This window comes from Gaoshiqia sp. US2 (assembly GCF_059705485.1).
In genome coordinates, this window is sequence record NZ_AP048550.1 from 205633 (window position 1) to 228598 (window position 22966).

29 protein-coding genes are annotated in these 22966 nt (G+C 45.8%); 11 read left to right on the forward strand and 18 right to left on the reverse strand.

Annotated features, from left to right (window positions below):
- Nucleotides 1-2: 2 nt before the first annotated feature.
- Together AC6H3C_RS00800 and AC6H3C_RS00805 are read left to right on the forward strand one after the other, a co-directional pair.
- Nucleotides 3-1379 carry a site-specific integrase gene (locus AC6H3C_RS00800; protein ID WP_497518614.1) on the forward strand — a complete coding sequence of 459 codons (1377 nt, stop codon included), beginning with the start codon at nt 3-5 and terminating at the stop codon, nt 1377-1379.
- A complete protein-coding gene (locus tag AC6H3C_RS00805; protein ID WP_497518615.1) occupies nt 1348-1704 on the forward strand; it encodes a virulence RhuM family protein in 357 nt (118 codons plus the stop codon). The genes AC6H3C_RS00800 and AC6H3C_RS00805 overlap by 32 nt, the downstream gene beginning before the upstream one ends.
- A 47-nt stretch (nt 1705-1751) precedes the next feature.
- Here AC6H3C_RS00805 and AC6H3C_RS00810 read toward each other — a convergent pair whose 3' ends face one another.
- Complete coding sequence (locus tag AC6H3C_RS00810) at nt 1752-2063, reverse strand: helix-turn-helix transcriptional regulator (RefSeq protein ID WP_497518617.1); 312 nt, start codon at nt 2061-2063, stop codon at nt 1752-1754.
- Nucleotides 2053-2346 (reverse strand): helix-turn-helix domain-containing protein, encoded by a 294-nt coding sequence (locus AC6H3C_RS00815; RefSeq protein ID WP_497518618.1) that lies wholly within the window; start codon nt 2344-2346, stop codon nt 2053-2055. The genes AC6H3C_RS00810 and AC6H3C_RS00815 overlap by 11 nt, the downstream gene beginning before the upstream one ends.
- A gap of 458 nt (nt 2347-2804) precedes the next feature.
- On the opposite strand from AC6H3C_RS00815, the gene AC6H3C_RS00820 reads away from it, so the two are divergent.
- The 7 genes from AC6H3C_RS00820 to AC6H3C_RS00850 all read left to right on the forward strand — a co-directional run bounded on the left by AC6H3C_RS00820 (nt 2805) and on the right by AC6H3C_RS00850 (nt 6824).
- Nucleotides 2805-3041, forward strand: a complete 237-nt coding sequence (locus tag AC6H3C_RS00820) for a hypothetical protein (RefSeq protein ID WP_497518619.1) — start codon at nt 2805-2807, stop codon at nt 3039-3041.
- Nucleotides 3042-3052: 11 nt separating this feature from the next.
- Nucleotides 3053-4054 (forward strand): hypothetical protein, encoded by a 1002-nt coding sequence (locus AC6H3C_RS00825; RefSeq protein WP_497518620.1) that lies wholly within the window; start codon nt 3053-3055, stop codon nt 4052-4054.
- Nucleotides 4055-4104: 50 nt separating this feature from the next.
- Nucleotides 4105-4515 carry a PcfK-like family protein gene (locus AC6H3C_RS00830; protein WP_497518621.1) on the forward strand — a complete coding sequence of 137 codons (411 nt, stop codon included), beginning with the start codon at nt 4105-4107 and terminating at the stop codon, nt 4513-4515.
- Nucleotides 4512-5780, forward strand: coding sequence for a PcfJ domain-containing protein (locus AC6H3C_RS00835; protein ID WP_497518623.1), 1269 nt, complete (start codon nt 4512-4514; stop codon nt 5778-5780). Before AC6H3C_RS00830 ends, AC6H3C_RS00835 begins: the two co-directional genes overlap by 4 nt.
- A gap of 50 nt (nt 5781-5830) precedes the next feature.
- A complete protein-coding gene (locus AC6H3C_RS00840) occupies nt 5831-6121 on the forward strand; it encodes a DUF7258 domain-containing protein (protein WP_497518625.1) in 291 nt (96 codons plus the stop codon).
- 2 nt (nt 6122-6123) lie between these two features.
- The gene (locus AC6H3C_RS00845) at nt 6124-6360 is read left to right on the forward strand and encodes a DUF7688 family protein (RefSeq protein ID WP_497518626.1); all 237 of its coding nucleotides are present in this window, start codon (nt 6124-6126) and stop codon (nt 6358-6360) included.
- Nucleotides 6361-6497: 137 nt separating this feature from the next.
- Nucleotides 6498-6824, forward strand: coding sequence for a hypothetical protein (locus tag AC6H3C_RS00850; RefSeq protein WP_497518627.1), 327 nt, complete (start codon nt 6498-6500; stop codon nt 6822-6824).
- 280 nt (nt 6825-7104) lie between these two features.
- Here AC6H3C_RS00850 and traN read toward each other — a convergent pair whose 3' ends face one another.
- The 16 genes from traN to AC6H3C_RS00930 form a co-directional block, all read right to left on the reverse strand.
- Nucleotides 7105-8025 (reverse strand): conjugative transposon protein TraN, encoded by a 921-nt coding sequence (traN, locus tag AC6H3C_RS00855; protein ID WP_497518629.1) that lies wholly within the window; start codon nt 8023-8025, stop codon nt 7105-7107.
- Between the two features lie 62 nt (nt 8026-8087).
- Nucleotides 8088-9434 carry a conjugative transposon protein TraM gene (gene traM, locus AC6H3C_RS00860; protein ID WP_497518630.1) on the reverse strand — a complete coding sequence of 449 codons (1347 nt, stop codon included), beginning with the start codon at nt 9432-9434 and terminating at the stop codon, nt 8088-8090.
- Complete coding sequence (locus AC6H3C_RS00865) at nt 9415-9723, reverse strand: TraL conjugative transposon family protein (RefSeq protein ID WP_497518631.1); 309 nt, start codon at nt 9721-9723, stop codon at nt 9415-9417. Before AC6H3C_RS00865 ends, traM begins: the two co-directional genes overlap by 20 nt.
- Nucleotides 9724-9729: 6 nt before the next feature.
- The gene (gene traK / locus AC6H3C_RS00870; RefSeq protein ID WP_497518633.1) at nt 9730-10353 is read right to left on the reverse strand and encodes a conjugative transposon protein TraK; all 624 of its coding nucleotides are present in this window, start codon (nt 10351-10353) and stop codon (nt 9730-9732) included.
- 28 nt (nt 10354-10381) lie between these two features.
- Nucleotides 10382-11368 (reverse strand): conjugative transposon protein TraJ, encoded by a 987-nt coding sequence (traJ, locus tag AC6H3C_RS00875; protein ID WP_497518634.1) that lies wholly within the window; start codon nt 11366-11368, stop codon nt 10382-10384.
- Nucleotides 11369-11388: 20 nt separating this feature from the next.
- Complete coding sequence (locus AC6H3C_RS00880; RefSeq protein ID WP_497518636.1) at nt 11389-11928, reverse strand: hypothetical protein; 540 nt, start codon at nt 11926-11928, stop codon at nt 11389-11391.
- Nucleotides 11921-13726, reverse strand: a complete 1806-nt coding sequence (locus tag AC6H3C_RS00885; protein WP_497518637.1) for a reverse transcriptase/maturase family protein — start codon at nt 13724-13726, stop codon at nt 11921-11923. Before AC6H3C_RS00885 ends, AC6H3C_RS00880 begins: the two co-directional genes overlap by 8 nt.
- 555 nt (nt 13727-14281) lie before the next feature.
- Nucleotides 14282-14497 (reverse strand): DUF4141 domain-containing protein, encoded by a 216-nt coding sequence (locus tag AC6H3C_RS00890; RefSeq protein ID WP_497518639.1) that lies wholly within the window; start codon nt 14495-14497, stop codon nt 14282-14284.
- 65 nt (nt 14498-14562) lie between these two features.
- Nucleotides 14563-14874 carry a hypothetical protein gene (locus AC6H3C_RS00895; protein WP_497518640.1) on the reverse strand — a complete coding sequence of 104 codons (312 nt, stop codon included), beginning with the start codon at nt 14872-14874 and terminating at the stop codon, nt 14563-14565.
- Nucleotides 14875-14887: 13 nt separating this feature from the next.
- Nucleotides 14888-17383, reverse strand: a complete 2496-nt coding sequence (locus tag AC6H3C_RS00900; RefSeq protein WP_497518641.1) for a TraG family conjugative transposon ATPase — start codon at nt 17381-17383, stop codon at nt 14888-14890.
- On the reverse strand, nt 17380-17709 hold the full coding sequence (locus AC6H3C_RS00905; RefSeq protein ID WP_497518642.1) for a DUF4133 domain-containing protein: 330 nt from the start codon (nt 17707-17709) through the stop codon (nt 17380-17382). Before AC6H3C_RS00905 ends, AC6H3C_RS00900 begins: the two co-directional genes overlap by 4 nt.
- 41 nt (nt 17710-17750) lie before the next feature.
- A complete protein-coding gene (locus AC6H3C_RS00910; RefSeq protein WP_497518643.1) occupies nt 17751-18053 on the reverse strand; it encodes a DUF4134 domain-containing protein in 303 nt (100 codons plus the stop codon).
- Nucleotides 18054-18201: 148 nt separating this feature from the next.
- Nucleotides 18202-18963 carry a hypothetical protein gene (locus AC6H3C_RS00915; RefSeq protein ID WP_497518644.1) on the reverse strand — a complete coding sequence of 254 codons (762 nt, stop codon included), beginning with the start codon at nt 18961-18963 and terminating at the stop codon, nt 18202-18204.
- 33 nt (nt 18964-18996) lie between these two features.
- Entirely contained in the window at nt 18997-19281 is a 285-nt protein-coding gene (locus tag AC6H3C_RS00920) for a DUF3408 domain-containing protein (protein WP_497518645.1), read from the reverse strand.
- A 19-nt stretch (nt 19282-19300) separates the two neighbouring features.
- A complete protein-coding gene (locus AC6H3C_RS00925; protein WP_497518646.1) occupies nt 19301-19735 on the reverse strand; it encodes a DUF3408 domain-containing protein in 435 nt (144 codons plus the stop codon).
- A gap of 8 nt (nt 19736-19743) precedes the next feature.
- Entirely contained in the window at nt 19744-20496 is a 753-nt protein-coding gene (locus AC6H3C_RS00930; protein ID WP_497518648.1) for a ParA family protein, read from the reverse strand.
- A 752-nt stretch (nt 20497-21248) separates the two neighbouring features.
- On the opposite strand from AC6H3C_RS00930, the gene mobA reads away from it, so the two are divergent.
- Entirely contained in the window at nt 21249-21683 is a 435-nt protein-coding gene (gene mobA, locus AC6H3C_RS00935) for a conjugal transfer protein MobA (RefSeq protein ID WP_497518650.1), read from the forward strand.
- A gap of 6 nt (nt 21684-21689) precedes the next feature.
- Nucleotides 21690-22952: a conjugal transfer protein MobB gene (gene mobB, locus AC6H3C_RS00940; RefSeq protein ID WP_497518651.1), complete on the forward strand. Its 1263-nt coding sequence runs from the start codon at nt 21690-21692 to the stop codon at nt 22950-22952.
- Nucleotides 22953-22966: the final 14 nt, after the last annotated feature.

Sequence of the window (22966 nt, forward strand, 5' to 3'; positions counted from 1 at the left end):
GGATGATGGAAACGAAAAAAATATTGAAAGGACGCAGTAAACACCGCAGCACGTTCGCCGTGATGTTTTACATCAACCGGACTAAGACCAAAAAAGACGGTATGTGCCAGCTCTTGTGCCGGGTAACCATTGACACAAGCGTGGCGCAGATAGGCACGAAGATAGCCGTTGACCCATACGGATGGGATGGTAAAGCCGGACGGGCTGCCGGCAAAAGTAAAAATGCGGTTACCGTTAACCGTGCCATCGACAAACTGACCGGGGAAATAACCGCCCATTACCGGGAATTACGGGCGTCCCTCGGCTTCGTTACAGCGGAATTGGTAAAAAACGCCTTGAAAGGTATCGGCAGGAAACAAATAACCCTGATGAAACTTTTTCAGGAACACAATGAAGAATTTCAAAAGCGGGTTGGCGTGGACAGGGTGAAGGCGACACTTGACCATTATGCACGCACATACGAATTACTGGAAATATTCCTGCGGGAAAAATACAATACCGAAGACGTAACACTCCGCAGCCTTAGTCTGACCTTTATCGATGCCTTCGACCTGTTTTTAAAGCAGGACAGGCTGATGGCCCAGCACACGATATCCGGGCATCTGATCAACCTGAAAAAGATCGTCCGCCGTGGGGTAAGCCAGGGAACGCTCAAACGCGATCCGTTTGTCACCTTTATCCCGGAACAGCCCGAACGCAAATGCCGCCACCTGAAAGCCGGTGATTTGGACCGGTTGATGAATGTGCATATTAACAGCAAAAGCCTTCGCCACACAAGGGATATGTTTATCTTTTCGACCTTCACCGGCCTGGCTTACGCCGATTTGTTCAACCTCTCGGAAAAACACCTAAAACCCGGGGCCGACGGGAGCTTATGGATTAAGATCAACCGGCAAAAGACAAAAACCGAGTGTAATATCCGCCTGCTGGAGATACCCCGCCAAATCATTGAAAAATACCGTTCGGAACGGACAAACGACAAAATTTTCAATGTAAAAACGCTGGCTGTTATGTGCCAGCACTTTCGTAAAATTGAGAAGATGTGTGATATAGAGAAAGTTACCTTCCACATGGCGCGTCATAACTTCGGGACGCATATTACCCTGTCGCAGGGTGTTGCCATCGAAACCGTCAGCCGGATGATGGGTCACAGTTCGATAACCACCACACAGATTTATGCGCGTATCACGGATACGAAAGTAAACGAGGATATGAAAGCCCTCTCCGGCAATATCGGCGATAAATATTCGCTTTATGAAGATGAATTGATGCCGGTGGGAATCAGAAACACCGATAATTTCAGGTTGAATGACAACACTGTAAACCCATTTAAAACAGGGCGCAATTATGAAAAGAGAAAAAATAGAAATAAAAAGTAACGGGGTATTTGTATGCCCTTCGGGTGAAACGGTGTGGTTTACAAAACATCAAATTGCCGACCTGTTTGGTGTATTTGTTTCAACAGTAGGGAGTAATATCCGTTCAATTTATAAATCAGGACTATTACAACGGGAAAATGTGGTAAGACAGAATAAATCCGCAAATGGGACTATTGCCGAATCATACAACTTTGAAATGATAGTTGCCCTCGCTTTCCGCATCCGTTCCGAAAAAGCGGAAGTGTTCCGGGCGTGGGTGATAAGCCGTACCGTACATGTGACTGTGCTATGGAAATTGACACAGAATGGCCCGATACTCAATTAAACGCTTATCCGATAAAAGAAAAGCAACCAAATGGGTTGCTTTATCTTTTATACCAGGTCTTCAATCTCCGGGCTGCTTTTCCGGGCCGCGTTGATAACTTCTTCAATTTCACTTTCCTTGTATAAAACCTTACCGTTTATCAGGTAATACGGGAAAATACCTGCCGCACGGTAGTCCTGCAATGCCCGGCGGCTTAGCTTCAGTTTTCCCGACAATTCCCTGTCATTCAAAAAGCGTTCGTTACCGAACCTTTGACGGTTATCCTTTTCCAACCGCTCAAACGTACCTTTAATCCGTTCCAACTGCTTAAACAGTTCTGCCACCCGCGGATCGGAATTATTCAACAGGTTATTTTTCATGGCCGTTGGTTTTATGCGAAGACTCCAATAACTTTTCCACATCTTCAGGCCTGTAAAGAACCTTATACCTCATTTGGTAATACGGCAGGATACCGCTGTTGCGGTAGTTTTGCAGCGTACGCTTGGTTACACCCAGTATCCGGCACACGTCCTCATTGTCCAGCCAGTCGGAAAGGGACATATCCCTGTCTTTCCGATCCAACATTTCAGCTTTTTTTGCCAATGTTTCCACCCGCCTGACCAGCGAATCGAAAACCCGGATATCAAGACTAATAATTTCCATATTTTAATTTATTATTGTTTCCTCTTTTATGAAGCTAAATGTAGCTAAATAGTTTTCAACTATTTACCATACAGCATATTACTGGCAGTCCTTGGCACAGTAATGGCCACTTGAGGCATTATAGTCCTTGGAGTTTATTTGCGATTTACTTTTGAAATCGCAGGTTATCTACAGTTTAGTTTTTTCGATGCTTCTCCCGGTATAATTTCTTCCCGTTTAGCGGTGTATGCGGAAAGCGGTTTTGAGCAACCGCGTTCAGGTGCGAAAGTATTTCCGTGTTCTTTACGCCGCCGCAAATTCAAGCCTGACGGTTTTACGAAAAATCTTCCTCTTTCCCTTCGGGCGAGCGTATTTGTCCGCAAAAAATTTGACAACGGCTAAACACTACTTTCCCATGCCCCTGAAACACGGTCACTCCTCACCGGCTCCGATACGGCATAAAAAAAAAGTCAGAAATTATGAGAAGCACTGAAAAAAATAGGAAACAACGATCTGCCTACCTTCCAATCAACATAAAATCGGTAGTAAAAATCGCTTTGGTGGTTTTGGGTTTTTGTGTATGGGGAACGGAGTTCATTTGGGTACTGCTGGGCTTATACCTTGGTTGGGCTGTCATCAAACAACTGTTTTCCTGCCTTTTCTCTCTGGCCGTTCTCTTAATTATCCTGGCTTTGCTGGTTTCATTAATCTTTTAACAGTTAAAATTATGGCAAAGTATTATTCACTATTCGGAAAAACGACCACAGATACGGAAGTACAGGTGGTAAAAGAAAATCAAATTGTAATCGGTTATGGCTATGCCATGAATGAATCCCGGTATGTGGTTTACAAAGTGGAACACATTGAAAACAGGGGTTATATGTACCATCTTATCAACACCGTCACCAAGGACATGGACCGTACCGACATAATAAACCCGCTATCCAAAAAATTCGGCATCGGCAGGTATTACGATGATGTTAACCCCGAATTTATGGACGCTTTTGAGGTCGCTATACTCCTTCAGGAAGCGCAGCATAAAGCAAAAACAAAAGCGGACGAAGCTGAAAAAGAACGGGCAAGGGTTGAAGAAGTAAAAGAAGCCGGTCACAAACGCTTTGCAGAAATATTGCCCGAAAACACACAGGCGGTCATCGTGGCACGGCTAAAACGGGACGAAAGCGACATGCAAACCGACTACTTTGCAAGCAGTACACAGCGCACCGTCATTTTAGGCTTTTCCACGCACAAAAGGGACATCTTTTCCGAAATGCGTAAACACGCATCCAACTTTGAAGAAACCACCTGCTTAGCAGAATACAACGAGGATTACGAACACAGGGAAAAGTATTCGATGGGTGCAGGGTACTATTTGGGCGAAAGCAAATATCACGGGTGGATCATTGAAAAAGTACCCGTATATGACCGGAACCGCACGATAGAAGAATTTTCTTATACCGCAGGAAACGAAGATAATATACGCATTAATCAGCCAAACGGAACACCGCCCAACAACCCCAAAGCAGAAGACAAAACAAATTGCACAATGGTCGAATATTCATCCAAAGCGGTCGCAGTTTTCGGAAATACCAAACCAATCAGGGAAGAACTCAAAGCGATGGGCGGACGGTTTAACAGCCATCTGACCTTTAATGGGGAGAAAATCGCAGGATGGATATTTCCCAGATCAAAAGAGCAGCATTTGGCCTGTTATTTCGGATTGGATTAATACAAATGTTTCACACGGGGCAGTATACCTGCCCCACAATTCCACAAAACATGAAAGCATCAGATCATTTCAAAAACACCATAAAGGCTTATTTAGACCAACGGGTGGAGGGCGATGCATTGTTCTCGCTCCAATACTGCAAACCTGAAAAGAACCTGGACGATTGCATTACCTACATCCTGAATACGGTGCAGAAAAGTGGCTGTAATGGGTTTGCTGACGAAGAAATCTATTCAATGGCGGTACACTATTATGATGAGGACAACATCGGAACAGGCAACCCGGTTAACTGCCATGTGGTGGTCAACCATGTGGTTGAACTGACCGAAGAAGAAAAACAGCAGGCACGCAAAGATGCTATACAGCGGGTACAGGACGAAGCTTATGCTAAATTAAAGAAGCCCAAAAAAAGTGCAAAGCAAACCGAAGTCAATAACCAGAAAAGCCTTTTTGACCTATGAAACCACAAAATAAATTCCAGAAACAAGTTTTGGCATTAAGCAAAAAAATGCCCCCCATTACCGAAGCCCAGGTTCAATGGGGCTACAGGAACTGTATGGAACATATCGGGCGCAGGATAAAAACAGGTGTTATATCCTGCATGGAATGCGGGCATTCATGGACTGATAAAGCAGAAAAAAAGCATTGCACCTGCCCGCAATGCAACACAAAGCTGGTTGTTAAAGATACAAGGCAACGGGTATTCGACGATTACCAGTACCTCTGTATCGTTACGGCTTGCGGGGAGTTCCAGGTGTTAAGGTTCTTCTATATCGGATGTTATGCCAAAGTCGGGGGAAAAGCACGATATTTTCATTCGGAAGTAGTGCAACGCTGGATAGCCCCCGACGGCAAATATGCAACAATAGCCCGGTTGAGGCCAACGGGATTTTTTGTCCACACATGGTGTTGGGAGAGTTCGCTTGAGATTCGTCCCGAAAAACCGCTGTACAATGTTATCCCGACTTGTGTTTATCCGTGCCAAAAGTTAATCCAAGAGATCAAACGAAGCGGCTATGAAAAACGTTTTTACGGTCTCACACCGTTTGACTTGTTCCAATACATATTGGCGGAGAACAAAGCGGAAACCCTGCTGAAAACCGGGCAAACAGGGCTATTGAAATTCTTCGCTTACAATACCTCCCGCAATATTGCGGACTACTGGGCATCCATCCGTATTTGCATCCGTAGCGGCTATAACACAGGGGATACTTCCTTATGGTGCGATTACATGGATTTGCTCCGGTTCTTTGGCAAAGACCTGCACAACGCCAAATATGTATGCCCGGCTGACCTTAAAGCCGAACACGATAAATACGTTAAGAAAAAAAAGGAATATATGGAGCGGGAACGCCGGGAAGAAGCAAGAAAGAGGGCATTGGATGATGAAGCAAAATTTCAGGAAATGAAATCCCGGTTTTTCGGTATCTGCTTTACCGATGGACTAGTACAGGTGAAAGTTCTTGAAAGCGTGGAAGAATTCATACAGGAAGGCGATGCGTTGCACCACTGTGTTTTTACCAATGATTACCACCTCAAACCCGGTTCGCTAATCCTTTCTGCCCGTATCAATAACGAGCGGTTAGAGACCGTCGAGCTCTCCCTTGCAAAATTACTGGTACTCCAGAGCAGAGGGCTATGTAATGAGAATACAAAGTACCACAACCGGATAATTAAGCTTGTGGAAAAAAATATGCCCCTCATTCAAAAAAAATTATCAGCATAACCATTAACCACGGGGAGAAATCCCCCAAAACACAATAAGGAAATACAAACATGAAACCGGAAGAAGTTAACAACAGCATAAAAGGAAAACATTGCAAGTGCATTTTTACGGGTATGATGGTTACCGGTGTGATTGAAGAAATCACAAAAGACCAACACGCAGTACATGTAAAAGTACGATTCGATGAACCACACCGGTGGGGTGATGAATTATATGAATGCAACTGGTCATTCGCCCGCCTTTCCGACGGGTTTGGCTCACTCCACTATCTGGAAATTACAGACGACAAATACCGGGACAGTTGGGATATTTCTGAAAAAGAACGCCAAAACAACAAATAATCATGAAACAGGAAATCAGGCGAAACGCAGTAGCAATTTTAACCAGTGAGGATAATTGCTCTGTCCCTGTCATTTTTAATAACCTGACAGGCAAAAATCACGAAACCGACGAAGAATATCAAATCTATATCGCACACATAGCTATTCCTTTAATGGGATTTAGTTATGGAGAGATTGAACGGGTTGAAAACGGGGAAGTAATGGAAACGGGGCAAATCAGCAAGAACAGACCCCCATAAGGACGGGCGAACCGCCCGTTACTTTTTCCATGAGCCGGTTAATTGTAGCGGGAGAAAAAGTAACAAAAAGCCATTTATAAGCTATTTGCTTTCTTGCTTTCAGGCAAATAGGTATCTTTGCATTGTAATTCAATGATATGGCTGTAAATGCAAAAATAGAAAAATGGGTTATTGCCCAAAAGAAACATAAGCTGTCCGATAAACACGTTCAGATGGCCCGTGAGTTAGGATTGAATCCTGATAAGTTGGGCAAGATAGACAACCATAAGCAGGAAACATGGAAAGCCCCACTGCCACAATTTATTGAAGAAATATACTTCAAACGTTTTAAGCGGGAGAGACCCGTTACCATCCGTTCCCTAAAAGAAATCATGGCCGATGATAAAGTCAAAAAGAAGAAGAAAAAAAAGGAAAAGGCTGAAAAACGGGTAATGAAGGAAGAACAATATAAAACCCTTCAATAGAATTAGGCTTGACCATACATATGTTTTTTATACTCATTCAGCCTGTTTGGGTATTGATCTCTTTTTTAAAACGGACAGGATCGGCAACAAAAGGATAACTGCTTACAGCGCTTCCGGTTGTAACGGTAATCGTTCCCAAAGCGAAATTATTAAATAAAGGAAAGCGTCCAATTTATGAACGCTTTCCTAATTTTGAATTTCTGTCTCGTTCCGTCGGCACCAATATAACCCGGTCAGTTATGTAACTTTCAATTTCCAACGTAAAAAATTACTGTCTGCCTCATTTCACTTTTAATTCGTTAATCACTTTGGCGCGGACCAGATCAGCATTCTCCACAAAAAACGACTGGTGCCGACCGCCCTGTTTTTCGTGCAGTTCAACCAGCAGGTGCTTGTCGTCGGGTATGGTGAATTTATGCAGGGCAAAAACAGTCCGTTCGGTAGTTTTGCCCCCGATTTCCTGAACGTTGTTGTAAGCCCGGAGCGGATAGACCACCTGTTCCTGGATGGCGGTGCGTTTGGCTACTTTTCTATCCACAATTTTGAACGTAATAAAATCCACATTAAAAGGGACATTGGACGAGTTTTTCAACTGGAGGTGGAAATACAGTAACCCGTTGTGGGTATAAATCCCTTTCAACGTGTGCTGGATGCCGAAACGTTTGGAACCAATATGCTTGATTTCCCGTTTATCGTTTTTGTAAACCGATTTCATAATCAGCCTGACCAGCAGCGGCGATTCCTGCCCCAGTTCTTCCAGGTAAACATCCAGCGAGTTATTGGGCCGGTTAACCGCTTCCCCGTCGTGGATAAATTCGGCCATTTCCACCGATAGTTTGACCGGTTCATCCGCATATTTTACATTGAAAGAATAATACGCCCCGTCTTCGGTTATGACCGAAAGGTTACTTTCTCTTGAAAAGCCCCGGGCAGCAGCTTTAACCCGCAGTACATTCTCTGCACCATCGGCTTTGGCAGCCAGCAGGTCGGACGAGCCTAAATCCACATATCGGATGGCCGATGGGAAAATAATGTGTACCGTTTTACTAAAGGTTACTTCCAGCGCGTAGGGCGGGATCATCCTATCGAAGGTCAGCGGGCGTGTCAGCCCGTTAAAATAATCCCCGGTCGTGGGTTTTTCCTGTGCGTTGGCCGCAAATAGTATTGCTGCGAACGCCAACAACAAAATAATTTTCTTCATATTTCTGATTGTTTAAAATGAAACTTGTTTGTTTTGGATATTTTAGTGGCAATAAGCCTTGTTTACTGCATGGAAGGGAGCAGCAATACCCGGTGCCCGGCTTTGAGCGTAACCCTGACCGTTCGCATCTTTTTGCCCGCATATTGTGAAGCCCCCTGGACAATGCCCCGTCCCAGATCCGCCAGCAGTTGCGAACCGGCATTGTCGGAGATGGTAATACTGCTCCCCATTGAGGTGCCCATATTGGCAGCCACTTCCTTTACGGCATTGAGTTCTTCCGAACCCGGTACGGAAATGCCCGGATTGCCATCCAGGTCGAAAACCTCCATTTTAACCGGGATGATATTCCCGGCATACTGGATATGGGTTATCTCAATGTTCATCCGTTCGCCCGAAATCCGGGCGGAACCGGATACAAGCGTATTTTCAGGGATCAGCCGGTTTCCAGCATGTACAGGCTCCAGCAAACGTACCTGGACTTCCTGCCCATCAGTGACCGTAACCGTTTTACTGATACAGGCATCGATGCTGTTCTTTTCCATCGCCTGCTCACTGCCGGCAACCGTATGAAACCCCAGGTTCCGAGGTTTGGCATATTCTTTCAGAAACACCGAATCGGGCACGGGAGCGGCCAGAAGGGAAACTACCTTACGGGAAACCTGCGATACCGGACTGGAAGCGGCTTTCTTTTCCGTTACTGTGGTACTTAAGACGGGAGTAGCTACCGTTTCTGCCGTAGTCTTATCAGCAGGCATATATTTGGCGGCAATCTCGTAGGATTTTTCTACCAGGGCCAGTTGCTGCTCCGCTTCGTTCTTTTCCTGAAGCTGCCGTTCCAGTTCCCCGATGCGTTCTTCCAAAGCGGCCTGTTCCTGCCCGTTTGCTTCAGGTGCAGGTTCTTTGTAGAAGCTGCCCAATTGCCGGTTGATGTCCTGGTACTGACCGGCAGATGAGCGGAACGCACTGGTCCGGCTTCTTCCCGATGAACTGTTTTTAAGGCGTGAAGATTTGCCACTGTTCCCTGAAGGTTCAGATACCTCCTGAAGATCCGCTTTTCCGGGTGACGTTTTTTCTTCCGGCGTTTCATCGCCCAGCATAAAAGCAAAATCCTGCAAAGAGCGCATCTTTTCCTGCTCTTTGGCCCTGATGGCTTCCTGCCGGTAAGCATCCCGTTTGTCGGCTATAATACCGCTTTTCTTCGGAGTGGGAAGATTGGTATTAAAAACATCCCTGTTTTCTTCTTTTTTATCGGCAGGTGGTGCAAAGATGAGCCACATACTGATGGCAAACAGCAGGAAAAAAAGCGGGAAAATCACCATTTTCTTCCGTTTTTGTAACTGTTGGGGTGAGAGCGGTTTTTTTTCTTCCACCACCGGCTTTACCCCGTCATTATTCTCTTTGTTTCTCATAATGAAATTCATTTGATGTTTTTAAACTGTCCGGTTTGTTCCGTTTGTCCTTTAATTCCAGTTGCAGCCCTTCAATATGTTTGAAGTTCAGCTTCTCCTTCTCCCTTTCATCTTTCCCGAAACCAAGCAGGGATGAAAAGGTGATGTAAAGCGAAAGTCCGGCAAAAAGGGAAAGAAGGGTAAGTATTGCAGCAATCCTTTTACCGGGAGGAATTCTCCCACACCACTGCCTGAGACGATTTTCCGTCCGTTCTCCGATGGCAGTGAATCTCTTTTGTTTTTTTGCCATAATACTTTACCGGTCCAACACCCGGATGTCTTTGTTTTCAAGGATTTCGAATTTCTCGATGGTAAACCCGTGCGGATTGTTATCACTTCGAACCGAGTTTATCAGGTTGCAGCGGGTCACCAGCGAACGTTCGGTTACATTGCTCGACCGGATTATCCGCTGCCGGGCATAGGTGACAGCCGTGTACGGGTAACTGGCAAAGTTGCACGCCACGCTGTCCACCTGCAAAACCTGCTGGATATTCCCCGAAACAACCCGGTTGAAATACCCTTTCTCCTGCATATCCTGGTAATAGTTGTAGGCGCTACGGTCGGCAAGGAACAGGGCGCGGGTGATGTTGGATTCAATGGCGCCCCGGTCGGGTGAAAGGGTAAAAAACAGTTCATGGAAGCGGGTCACATGGTCACGCGCCTCCACCGGCCGGTTTTGTTCCATATCCTGGGAGAGCGCCAGCATAAGGGATTTCCCCTGGTCAAGCACATAAATTTTCTGCCGTTGCGCTTCGGCAAAACTAAAGGCATTCCATACCGAATAGACGGTTATCCCGGCACAAAGGCAGATGAACACAAGGACGAAAAACCGGATTTGACGGAACGAGGTCTCTATGTTTTTCAAACTTTTAAACTCCATAATTTTATTGTTTTTTTGGTTGTTACAATTACCTCCCGACAAGACGGCCGCCTATATTCCCGGCAGCGCCTCCGGCCATGCCAGCAGCATAGCTTCCGGCTTTTCCTGCGGTTTTATTGATCGTATGGTTAGCACTGCCCATACCGCCCGACTGGATAATCCAGTTGGCCACCGTGGGAACCGTAAAGTACCCGATGATGCCAATGAGCATAAAGACAATATAAATCCCGTTCGAGCCGTCAGGGATATAATTGGGGTCTTCCAGCAGCTTGATATCGACTTCCAGCATCAATACCTGGATTCGTGCCAATATTGAGCTGAACAGGTCTGAAACCGGCAGCCACAGATAAACGCTGATGTAGCGGGCAAGCCACTGGGTAAGCGTTGCCTGAAACCCGTCGTAAACCGAAAAGGCAAACGCAATTGGCCCCAATATCGACAGCACCACCAAAAAGAAAGTCCGTATGGTGTCAATTATCAATGCCGAGGCATTGAACAGCAGTTCCATTAAATCCCTGACCACCTGCCGGAACCACGTTTTAATGTCGTACCAGAACCTTTCGCTCCACATCCCGATAATTTCGGGGGTGTCCCATATCCCCAGGTCCTTCAGCTTCTGGTCATAAGCCTTGTCGTCCACCAGCCAGGCTTTTCCTTCCCGCACACGGGCCTGGTATTCCAGTTCGTCCTTTTTCTGCTGGTAGGCCTGCATATCGAAAGTCTGGGTTTCCAGAATCGAATGCGTCCCTTTAACAATCGGGCTCATTACCGCATTGATGGTCCCCAGTACAATAGTTGGGAAAAAGAGGATGCACAAACCGATGGCAAACGGGCGGAGCAGCGGGAACACGTCGATAGGCTCAGCCCTTGCCAAGGCCTGCCAGACGCGGTATGCCACATAAAACAAAGCGCCCAGTCCGGCCAGCCCTTTTGCCACGCCAATCATGTCACCGCAAAGGGGCATCATATCTTCATAAAGGCTCCTTAGAACCTGGTGCAGGTTATCAAATTCCATAATTTAAAAAGCTTTACCTGTTACCAGTATCTTTCCGAAGGACTGCCATAGAGCGCAAGCACCCTGTCTGTGTCTGCTTTCGCCTTGGCGCGGATAAACGAAACGGAGATGCTTTTCTGCGTGAAATACCTGGTCAGGTTGCGGTATTCCAGCATCCGGTTATAAATTTGGTCAACCACATCCATGCGCTCCTTGTCCGACATGGAAAGCCCGTTACTACTGGATACGATGTTTTTGAGGTCTGTAACCAATGCGCCTCCTTCTTCCATCAGCCTGGCATAGCCTGCGGAGATAGCGGCCAACTCGTCCACCGTGAAATTGGGATCGGCCACCATCTTGTTGAAACCGTTGATATACATGTCGCTGATCTCGCTAATCATTTCGATGGTCCTTTTCACCTTGCGGGCATCTTTAATCAGGTTATTTACTGATTTCAGGGGTAGGCTAAGCATCCAACGCCCTGCCGCATTACTACGGTGGGTTTTCGGAAACTCGCCCCCGAACCGTACGTACACGTCTCCGCGTATACGGCTCTCTACTAATAATATCAGTCTAATCATTGTTGCTGAGTTTTTTGTTACACTTACTGCAAATGGCAATAGTCTTTCGTTTGCGAGCCATCATCTGTCTTTCACAGGGAGTTTTCCCCCGAAGGTTCTTTAATTTCCTTACATGATGCATCACTAACTTATCTACTGCTCCGCACAGTTCACATTTCTCTGCTTTCAACCTGTCTGTAAGACTTGTATTTATAGCATAGTATGTGAATTTTGGTAAGCTGTCTAAATCCGTAATTTTCATTGGATTTTTCTTTTTGAACCCACCATGGTAAAAGGTCAAATCTTTAGCTGTACCATTTTTCAAGTAGTATCTGACTGAAAAAAGTCCATTCTTGGTGTACTTCTTTCTGATTTGCGACATCGTTGTCCGATATTTCTGTGCAAAAGTTTTGTACATACTATACTTCATGATATAACCGAATTTTGACAGGCTGCTGCAATTGTTAGCCAGGCAGTAGTAATTATACATGCCCTTTATTTCCTTGTTGTACCTGTCAAGAATCTCAAAGTCAGTGTTGTTTGAAAGTTTGGGACGGGATTTTGCTTTCCAATACTCCTTGCCGTTATGGAGTTTTATTTCTAAAACACGGTATTCAAGTAGCTTTTTCTTATATAAATCCTTTCCAAGAGTTAATTGTACCCTCTTATTGTGGACACGTCTTAATACTCCGTTTTTATTTCTTTTGGTATCATTGGACTTGCTTACACTGATTTCATATCCGAGAAATTTTGCAGCATCTTCCGCATGGGTAATGAGAGTTTTCTCATCTGACAGTTCAAGTGCCAGCTTCTCATTGAGGAAGTTTTTAATATCCTCTTTAATTGTAATAGCATCTTGTTTACTGCCAATAATCCCGATTAGAAAATCATCTGCATATCTCACGTATTTGAGTCTTCTGTAGTTTATATCCATATCATCACCATAAGAATACAACAGACCTTCCTGTTGATAAGCTTTGTATTGCTTTATCAACACTGACCTTTCATTTTCATCTTCTACCAATTTCAATTGTTTCAGAATACGGTGTCGTTTGCCTTCAAGCGATACTGCCTGTTTGGTTCTTTTCCGTACTTTCCCCTTATCAAACTTCCCGGTGTATTCTTTCATGAATTTATCTAACCTATCAAGGTATATGTTTGCCAGGATAGGGCTGATAATTCCCCCTTGCGGTGTTCCGCTGTAGGAGTTATGAAAGTTCCAGTTTTCGATATATCCTGCATTCAGAAATTTCCTAATCAGGCGAATGAATCTTTCGTCAGCGATACGTTCTTTCAGAACACCTATCAGTATTTCATGATTGATGTTATCGAAAAAACCTTTTATATCGCCTTCTACAAACCACTTTATACCTGAAAATGTCTTTTGAACATCGGTCAAAGCAGTGTGGCAACTTCGTTGAGGTCGAAAGCCGTGGGACGTTTTTTCAAACTGTCTTTCATAAATGGCTTCCAATATCATTCTGACCACTTCCTGCAAAAGTTTATCATTAAAAGCTGGTACACCTAACGGACGCATTTTCCCATTTTTCTTTGGGATGTACGCCCGTTTTGAGGGTTGTGGCTGATAACCTTCATCTTTCAATGAGTTTATCAACTTTTCAATTCGGCTCAGGCTCATTTGGTCAATAGTTTTTCCATCTGCACCTGCTGTCATATTACCCGGTTTCGCATAAATGCGTTGATAGGCAACATAATACATTCCCTCGTTGAATAAGATACGGTACAGGCGTTCAAACTTGTAGTTCAAATTTTCACTGTGTTCCGTTAGACTGTTTAATACATTCTCTGGATTTCTCATAATGTCTCTCACATTTTCCGTTACTCGTATTAAAATTATTAGCTGCTTCCCTTCGCCATGTACAAGGCTTTCCCTTGCTCGGACTACTACGGAAGCTCCGTTACCTTGCCAGATATTCAGAGGTCGGTACCTCATAGCCTTACAACTGGCTTTCTGGTTTAGGCAATCCCCGTTTATGATATAATAACATGGCTGTGATAGATTGTCGGATATGACTTCCGCCCGTTTCTGCTTATTGCAGTTGTGCCGTAACAAGTTCCTGCCTCTGCTACACGACGCTCGCATCAGAGGTGTTACGATATAGCGAGTTAAGTTATCTTTCACTATAGACCGTACTATGACCACTTGGACTATCATTTAATCAGTTTGGATTTTATCCTCATATCTATCTGTTTCATCTCCCCATTCAGTTGCAATTTGATAACTAATTGACTTATGGCTTTCCGGCGTGCTATACTCCCTGCCGTCCTTTCGTGGGCAGATAAGCCGGTGATGATAGGTAAATCATTGGAACACATACCTAATAGCTTGCCAATGCTACATTTACTAAATCACCTATACGGGCGCACCGTCGTAGTATTGTTTGCCCTGTTCATAAATTTTGACTGTCTGCTGCACATTCTTCACCATGTTCGTGAGGGTGGACGAGGATTTGACCACCTGCTGGATATTCTGTACAAGATTGGACGGGTCGATTACAGCCCACTGTGCTTTGGCCTGATAGGAAAAACCAGCCAGGGCCATACATAAGATTAAAAATATTCGTTTCATATTCTTTCATTTTTTGTTTAATGATACTTTGGGTTAAAAGGGCGGGGATTAGTTTCCGTGAGGTGCTAATCCTCCGCCTTGTCATATTTTCCGTAAGCGGAAAGCTGTAACACTTCATTGTCCGAATTATAGGACAGGCTTATGAAACCGTAGTGGTTAACATACCGGATACCCTGGTACTGTCTGACAGGGCGACGGAACACATCGCCGCCTTTGTAGGCAAACTCCATAAAGAATCCGCCGTTTTTCCTTTCGCTGTTTCTGTAAATCCGGATATCCGGCGCACCTTCCCGGCTTTTCCACAGGCCGGTAATATCCCGCAGGGCAAACCCTGTTTTTGCTCCCAACGGTTTGTTTCCGGTAGTTTTTGGGTACATGGCCTGCCTTTTTTTACTGTTTGTTTTCAGCGAGTTGCTTAATGGCCCCTTCAATGTCACCGCCCAGTTTTCCGGCAAGCTGCATCACTTCCATTTTCTCCGATTCTTCGGTGGTATAAGTCAGGTACTCCGGAACCGATACTTCTGTGGCATAGACCGCGCTCTGAACACCCCCCAGTCCGATCCAGACCTCCTTGTACCGGCGACCAGACGTATTGCCCATGTTGATGGAGAGTATCTGCGACTTTTCCTTTTCCGTCAGCCCGAGCAAAGCCTGTATCTGGTCAAACTTGTTCATGTATTTGCGCTGGTCCAAAAGTATCTTGCAATCCGAATTATTGATGATACTTTCCTTGACCACCGGGCTGGAGATGATATCGTCCACTTCCTGAGTGACCACGATGGCCTCGCCAAAATATTTTCGCACGGTCTTGTACATATAGCGCAGGTATTCAGCCATATTCGCAGAAGCAAGGGCTTTCCACGCTTCTTCCACGATCAGTTGTTTCCGGACCCCTTTTAACCGTCTCATTTTATTGATAAAAGCCTCCATGATAATGATGGTCACCACGGGAAAAAGCTCGCGGTTTTCCTTAATGGCGTCTATCTCGAAAACAATAAAGCGCTTGGAGAGCAGGTCGATATTCTTATCCGAGTTCAGCAGGAAGTCAAACCGCCCGCCCCGGTAATACTGTCTCAGGGTGGTCAGCATATTATCGATATTAAAATCGTCCCTGCCTACCTTGATTTCCCTTTCCTCCAGTTCACGGCGGTAGTCATCGCGCACGTACTCGTAGAACGTATTGAAGCAGGGTGTAATATTCCGGTTTTCCTGTATCCTGCGGATATAGGCCGATACCGCACTTCCCAGTTCGCCGCTTTCGGTTTTGGACACTTTATCGTCCTCGCTTTTCCACAGGGTCAGCAGCAGGGTTTTGATGCTGTCTTTTTTTTCCACATCAAACACATTGTCGTCGGTATAAAACGGGTTAAAAGAAATCGGGTTTTCTTCGGTATAAGTGAAATAAACCCCGTCTTCCCCCTTGGTTTTTCGGTGAATCATTTCACACAATCCCTGGTAACTGTTACCGGTATCCACAAGAACAACGTGGGTGCCCTGTTCGTAGTACTGCCTGACAAGATGGTTCATAAAGAACGACTTTCCGCTTCCGCTGGGCCCAAGCACGAATTTATTCCGGTTGGTAATAATGCCTTTTTTCATGGGCAGATCGGAAATATCCAGGTGGATTGGCTTACCGCTCACACGGTCGCACATCCTGATGCCGAAAGGCGACGGGGACGACCGGTAATTGGTTTCTTCGGTAAAGAAACAAAGCGCCTGTTCGATGAACGTATAAAACGATTCCTCTGCCGGAAAGTCGCCCGCATTGCCTGGCATGGCCGCCCAGTAGAGGGTGGCTGCATCCACAGTATTATGGCGGGGCTTGCACTCCATCAGCGCCAACTGCGAGCCGACTTCGTTACGGATAGCCTTTAGTTCCTGCTCATCCTCACTCCATGCCATTACGTTAAAGTGCGCCCGGATAGATGTCAGCCCCTGCGAATGGGCCTGGTTCAGGTAAAGGTCAATCCATTCCCTGTTTATGGCATTGCCCCGGCTGTAGCGTGACAGCGACTGCATGTTCCTGGCGCTCTTTTCAAACTTCCGCAGGTTCTCCGCGCTGTCATCCAGAAACAAATATTGGTTATACACATGGTCACAGGGCAGCAGAAGCCCAACGGGAGCGGCAAACGACAGCAGGCAATCGCTCCGGTCGGTGGATAATTTTTCGTAGCGCATATCCGTCCCCACCTTTCCGGGCAAATCTTCCACATCGGACAAGGTATGCAGGCATACGTGTTTATCGCCAATGCGAAGATCCTCCACCCCCAGTTCCATATCTTCCAGGCAGGTGGTGTTTTCGAGTGAAAGCGAAAAATACTTTTCGATTAACCCGGCATTTTCCGGTGTCCCGACAATCTCATCGGATGTAAGCCGGGTAAGGCTTATCAGACCACTGTCGTTGATTATCCGCTCAAACTGCCCGACGGCTTCCAGGAACCTTACCGTACTGTCTTTATTGACTTCTTTGGGGATGATATTGCCCCGGCATAGGGATGAAAAATTGCTTTGCATTCGCATCCGCTCTTTGGTCGTTTTGGTCAGGTAAAGAAAACACACGTGATCCAGGTATGGCCGTTCGTTAAAATGGCGTTCATAACTGCGGGACAGGAAACTCATTTCCCCGTCATCCATTTTGGGGTGGTAAGTTTCCCGGACAAACCAATCCTGTTTTTGTACTACACTGTAATCAGGCAGCACCTTAACCGCTTTTGCCCAGGCCGAATGGATGGCTTCATATTCGGGAGAGGTTACGGTAAACAGTTCCGGCAGGCCCACACGGAAAGCGACCGTTATATCGGCATCTTTACTGATTATACAATCGTGCTCTGCACTCAGCAGCGGGAACTTACTTTCGATAGTCGTTGCTTTCATTGTATTTCTCATGCTGCAACCTCCTTTCTTACTTTTTGGAAAAGGCTGCGGGGAACTTTCCTGTTAATCAGGTAACGGGGATGCTGTTTTTTAGCCATCAGTTTCATCAGGCCAAATTCCCCGTAACGGCTGTTCAGGTTGAAAGTCAGCCATACCAGTACCGACGCAGCAACCACCCCGAAGGCGATGCAAACCCACTGGCTGACCCCGGCCATGTAGAGGATGACAAAAACCACGAACACGGCAAGCAGCCCGGCAGCGAATATGAACAGGTACTGGGATTTCAAGCCCTTAAATTCCACGCTTTTGCCAATTCCTTTATTGATATTGTACTCCATTTTTATTCTCTTTTGGTGAATCATAAAGGGGTCTGTGACCCTTAAAGGAAGAAAGAGCGCAGGATGGTGGCGGCAACAATCAGGAATATACATGCCCCGAACCATGAAGCAGCAGTTTTGCTGGTATCCGGATCCCCTGAGCTGAACTTGTTGTAAACTTTGATCCCGCCGATAAGCCCTACTACGGCGCCAATGGCATAAATCAGTTTGGTTCCGGGGTCGAAATACGAGGTGACCATATCGGTGGCATCAGTAATACCGCCAATGCCGTTTCCTTGTGCAATTGCGGTTGAAACAGCAGCCAGTATTAAAGCTGCCTGCATCAGAATTTTCTTTGTTGTCATACGGATTTCTTTGTTTGTGGTGCAGGGTGTAATTAGCCCCGCACCGGGTGAATAAAATATTTGTCTGTTCCGGATATTTTAGTGGTCGGGTGTAATCAAACCCTGCCTATCCGTAATCGCGCTTCTTCATCTTTTTGTACTAAATGTGTTAAACATACTTTCGAACGTCAAACCCTTTGGGAACAGGGCTCGCGGGAGGCTTATCTTCTCCCGGCCGTTCAGCTTTCCGCTGATAGAAAGCTTTCAGGTACGAATCGATCAATGCGCCGACCCTGTCCTCCCTTTGGGGCTCTCCTGAAACCATCGCCTCAAACATATCGGTATGCTTCAGGTTGAGAAGAACACGTCCTGTTTCTTCTTTTTTCTCCTCTGTTAGAATTGGATTGTGTACCACGGTGCGGTAGGCTTCGCCCATTTGTTCAAAACTGATCCCCTCGGCCAGCAAGCGGCCCGAAACCGGCAAGGCTTCGTATTCTTCCTCCTCGTCCTGGTTCTCTTCATCCGCCTGTTCCGGTTCTTCCGGCATCGGGCAGTCAATGTCGAGCGGCGGGTTGGCCTGGCCAGGAGGAACATCGCCGAAAACTTCGTCCAGCTCATCCGCCGGAATTACCCGGGAATGTTCTTTGGGTACATCTGACGGGACAAATATATTTGCTTTCCTGTTATCTTTTTCATCTTCAGGCTCTTTGGCAGTTTGTGGCGCCGGAATGCGTTCTTTGAGGACAAAATGGCTCTTGCCGATAATATCGCCTTTGCGCTTTTTTTCATCCTGCTTTTTAAGCATTACCTCCCTGTTTTCTTTCTGCAAACGCCGGTTCCCGGAGATGAAAAAGAACATGGTCCAGAGCGCGTAGATAACTGTAAAAGCAACCAGCAACGCCAGTACGGTATAAGATGTAATAGTTATCATCTGCTGATGGAGTTTTGATGGTTACCGGTATCATTATTCTGAACTTTTAATGATGTTTATTCCTTTGTGCTTTTCGTCGTACAAACGGGTAATCTCATTACCCCAAGTCTCAAAGTGATGGGCCAGCACATTGTCAATATACCCGGACAGGCTAAGCTTGTTGTCCCCGATAACATATGCTATTTTGCCAATCATTTCATGAAACTCCGGACGGATATAAATCATCCTGCCTTTTCGGGCGGTAATTCCGCATTTACGGATAAAGGTTTTCTTATAGTCATTTATCCGGTCATCCTTTTTTATTCTTATTATTTTCATTTTTATGTGTTTATTGGGTTTAAAAAACATCGGTATTCTTTTTCCGGTACAACTGGGTAATATCGTCCTGGAACATGATGAAATGGTGCTCCAGTACATTGTCCAGGTAGCTGAACAGGGACAGTTCGTTTTCGCCGATCACCCGGACGATTTTCAGGATACGGTCATGGAACTCCTTCCGGATATAGACCACTTTCCCATTTCTCGTTTTAACTGCCGCCTCTTTGAAAAAGAGGGCTTCATAGTCCATCCCCCTGACCTTGCGCCTGCGGGTTTCGTCCCGGGGTGCATCGGAAGGGTTTTCCTGCTCCGCCTGTTGTTCCGCCTTTTCTGCTTCATCGGCCTTCCCTTCTTCTGGTGGCGGCGAATAAGGGGTAATCGGACGGTTGCGGCTTTTGGCCTGGCTAATGATAAAAGAGGCATCCAGTTTTTCATGTTCATTTTTCTTTTCCATGCTTTACTTTATTTAATCAGGTTAAGAAATTCATCTGCAAGCATACCGAGGTTACTCCCTTTCAGGAGCGTCCTATCCGGGGGAAACAGTGTGGAACGGAACAGGGCCTTGTGGCTGACGGATTGTTCATGCCGGAACCGTTTCGTGTCGGGCAGGAAAGTTTTGAACAGTTGGAACCCCAATTCCCCGATCACCGTTTCATAAACTTCGTACAGCTCCGACTTTTCACGACCATCCACCATGTTCCAGAGCAGGTACAGATTTTTGATGTTGGATTTGCCCGGCTGCATGATGTGCTCTTTTACCACCAGCAGGTAATTAAGGGTGCTTTCCAGTACCACCCGGTCGGCGCTGATGGGGGCAATCAGGTAGTCCATTTCCGCCAGCGCATGGATCAGGTGCTGGTTGTTCATCGTTCCCGGCAGGTCAAAGAAGATAAAATCATAATCACCCTGCGGGAGCAGGTACTCTGCATCGGCAATCGCTTCCTGCGTGTTACTCTCAACTACGGGATAGGCTTTTTTGTCTATCCGGGTAAACTGTTCGTAAGCCATACTTTTGTAGCGCTCATCTTCCAGTGCTAACTTTAAATCCCGTTCGCGCATCTCCACAATCGAGTGCTGCGGGTAATCGCAGTCTATTACTGCTACATTGTAATCCCTGAGATAATGGAGATAACTGGCGACCAGTACGGTCAGCGTTGTTTTGCCTGCCCCGCCCTTTTGGGTGGAGAAAGCCACATAAATCGGTTTCTTTTTCATTTGTCTGTACTTTTATTGAAACATTTGTTTATTCTCTCATCTATTTACTTTTGCATCTGTTTATTTCCTTATTTGCAGGGAATCAGTCCTGCTTGCATATAATCCTGCCTGTTTGTTTCCCTGTTTATGTTTCCGGGCAAACACTTCCTGTCAGACGGAAATACCCAAGAGCTTAAAAAATAAAAAGCATACACAAACATTTGTATTTTTCAATTTTCACATTTTATCATGTGCCGGCCTATATTTGTTTGTCTGATTAAACTTGCTTCCATCTTTTTACCTGTTTATTTGTGATAACAGACACTCAAATCCGACCTTGATTATGGCTTTGTCTACCTGCCTGTTCACCTTATTTTCTGTGCAAATAAAAGCCAATAAAACCCCGCTTTAACAGGCGCTTAGGAAAGTGGCAGCTTCTGGCTCCGAAGTGGTAACTTTCGGCACAATTGCATGTTGTACAGATGATTATAATGACCGGTAACTTTGCCTCCGGGTCGATACCGTTAACAGGTCAGCCTGTCATCCATCATTTTTGCAGCCCGTCAATTTATCTGTCCGGATGGCGGACAGATTTATTTGCAATGTGGCAAATAGCAAGCTGTGTTTTGAGTTACTCATTTCATTTCACGTAACCCAAAACCGCTTGCCCGCAAGGGGAGAAAAGCAGGCTCCGAAGTCGCTGCATTTTAATAAGGACAGTAATAATGACTGTGTTATGGTACCGGATTTTGAAACACTAAAATATCCGACAGATGAAACAGGAAAATACAAACCGCCGAAGGCGAAAAGGGGGACGCCCTGCCAAAAGCGACCCCGTTACAGAGTGCGTTATGGTACGCTTTAACGCCCGTGAATATGCCCGTTTTCTTACATTATTTGAACAATCGGGGGTAAAAGCAAAAGCCGTTTTTATCAAAGCGAGGGTATTTGACCAGCCATTCCGTGTGGTTAAAACCGACCGTGCGGCGCTCGAATACGTGGCAAAACTGACCACTTTTTATGCACAATTCCGTGGGGTGGGAACCAATTACAACCAAGTTGTAAAAGAACTGCACAGCAACTTTTCGCATAAAAAAGCGTTGGCATTGCTCTTTAAACTGGAGAAACTGACTACCGAACTGGCAGTAACCGGGCAGCAAATCATCGCCCTGACAAAAGAGTTTGAGGAAAAATATTTACAGAAATAACCCGCTATGATTGCCAAAATAAGCACCGGAAAAGACATTTACGGCGTACTTGCCTACAACCAGGAGAAGGTAAACGAAGGGCTGGGAAAGGTACTCGGCTCGAATATCATCCCGGAACCAGAGGATGGCCGGTTTAGTGTGGTGGCGTGTACCGAAGCCTTTAACCGCTGGTTGCCATCGCATTACCGGACGGAAAAACCGGTTATCCATATATCGCTTAACCCGCACCCGAACGACAGGTTAACGGATGAACAACTGGCAGACATCGGGCGGGAGTATCTGCAACAGATGGGTTACGGCGCACAGCCGTACCTTATCTTCAAACACTCTGACATTGAACGAGAACATATACACATTGTATCGTTACAGGTGGACAGCGAGGGCAAAAAAATCAAAGACAGCAAACGCAATTTGAGGAGTGTGGCTGCAACTGAAAAGCTGGAAAAGAAATACGGACTGCACCAAGCCAAAGAACAAAAACAGTTGGAACAATGGCAGTTTAAGCCCATCGATGTAAAGAAAGGTGATTTGAAAAAGCAAATCGGTTCGGTTATTAAACCGGCAGTTGCAATGTACCGGTTCCAGACAATGGGAGAATACCGGGCCCTATTATCCCTCTACAAAGTTGGTGTGGAAGAAGTGCAGGGAACGCGAAGCGGAAAGCCTTACCGGGGATTGCTCTATTCCGCACTGGGCGTTGAAGGAAACAAAGCCGGTACAACAATCAAATCATCTGCTTTCGGGAAAACAGTCGGGTTCGCTGCCCTTGAAGAGCGGATGGAGAAATCCGCCATTCAGATAAAAGAAAAGGGATACCGCGAACGCCTGCGCCCGTTGATTGCGGGAATAATGCGAGAAACCGGAAGTGAAACGGAACTGCGCCAAAAGTTACAGGAAAAGGATATTGACCTTTATCTCCGGCGAAACAATACAGGGCGGATTACCGGGGTAACTTTTATTGACCATCAAAGCCGTTGTGTGCTGAACGGCTCCAGGCTGGGCAAAGAGTTTTCCGCCAATGTATTCAATGACCTGTTTAGAGAGTCCCCGTCAGTTGAGGGACACACAAAACAGGTGGGAGAAAAAGAACCGTTCACGCCTCCGGCTGAACCGTTCTCACCGGCTAACAATCAGGCCGGGCATATTGAATCCGCCATCAGCAGCCTGTTTTCAATTTTTTCGCCGGAATCGGAATCCTATATAGAGAATCAGCAACAGCTTCGAAAAAAACAGAAAAAGAAAAAACGGAGATATGGGAGGCAGACATAAATGATATATTCCAA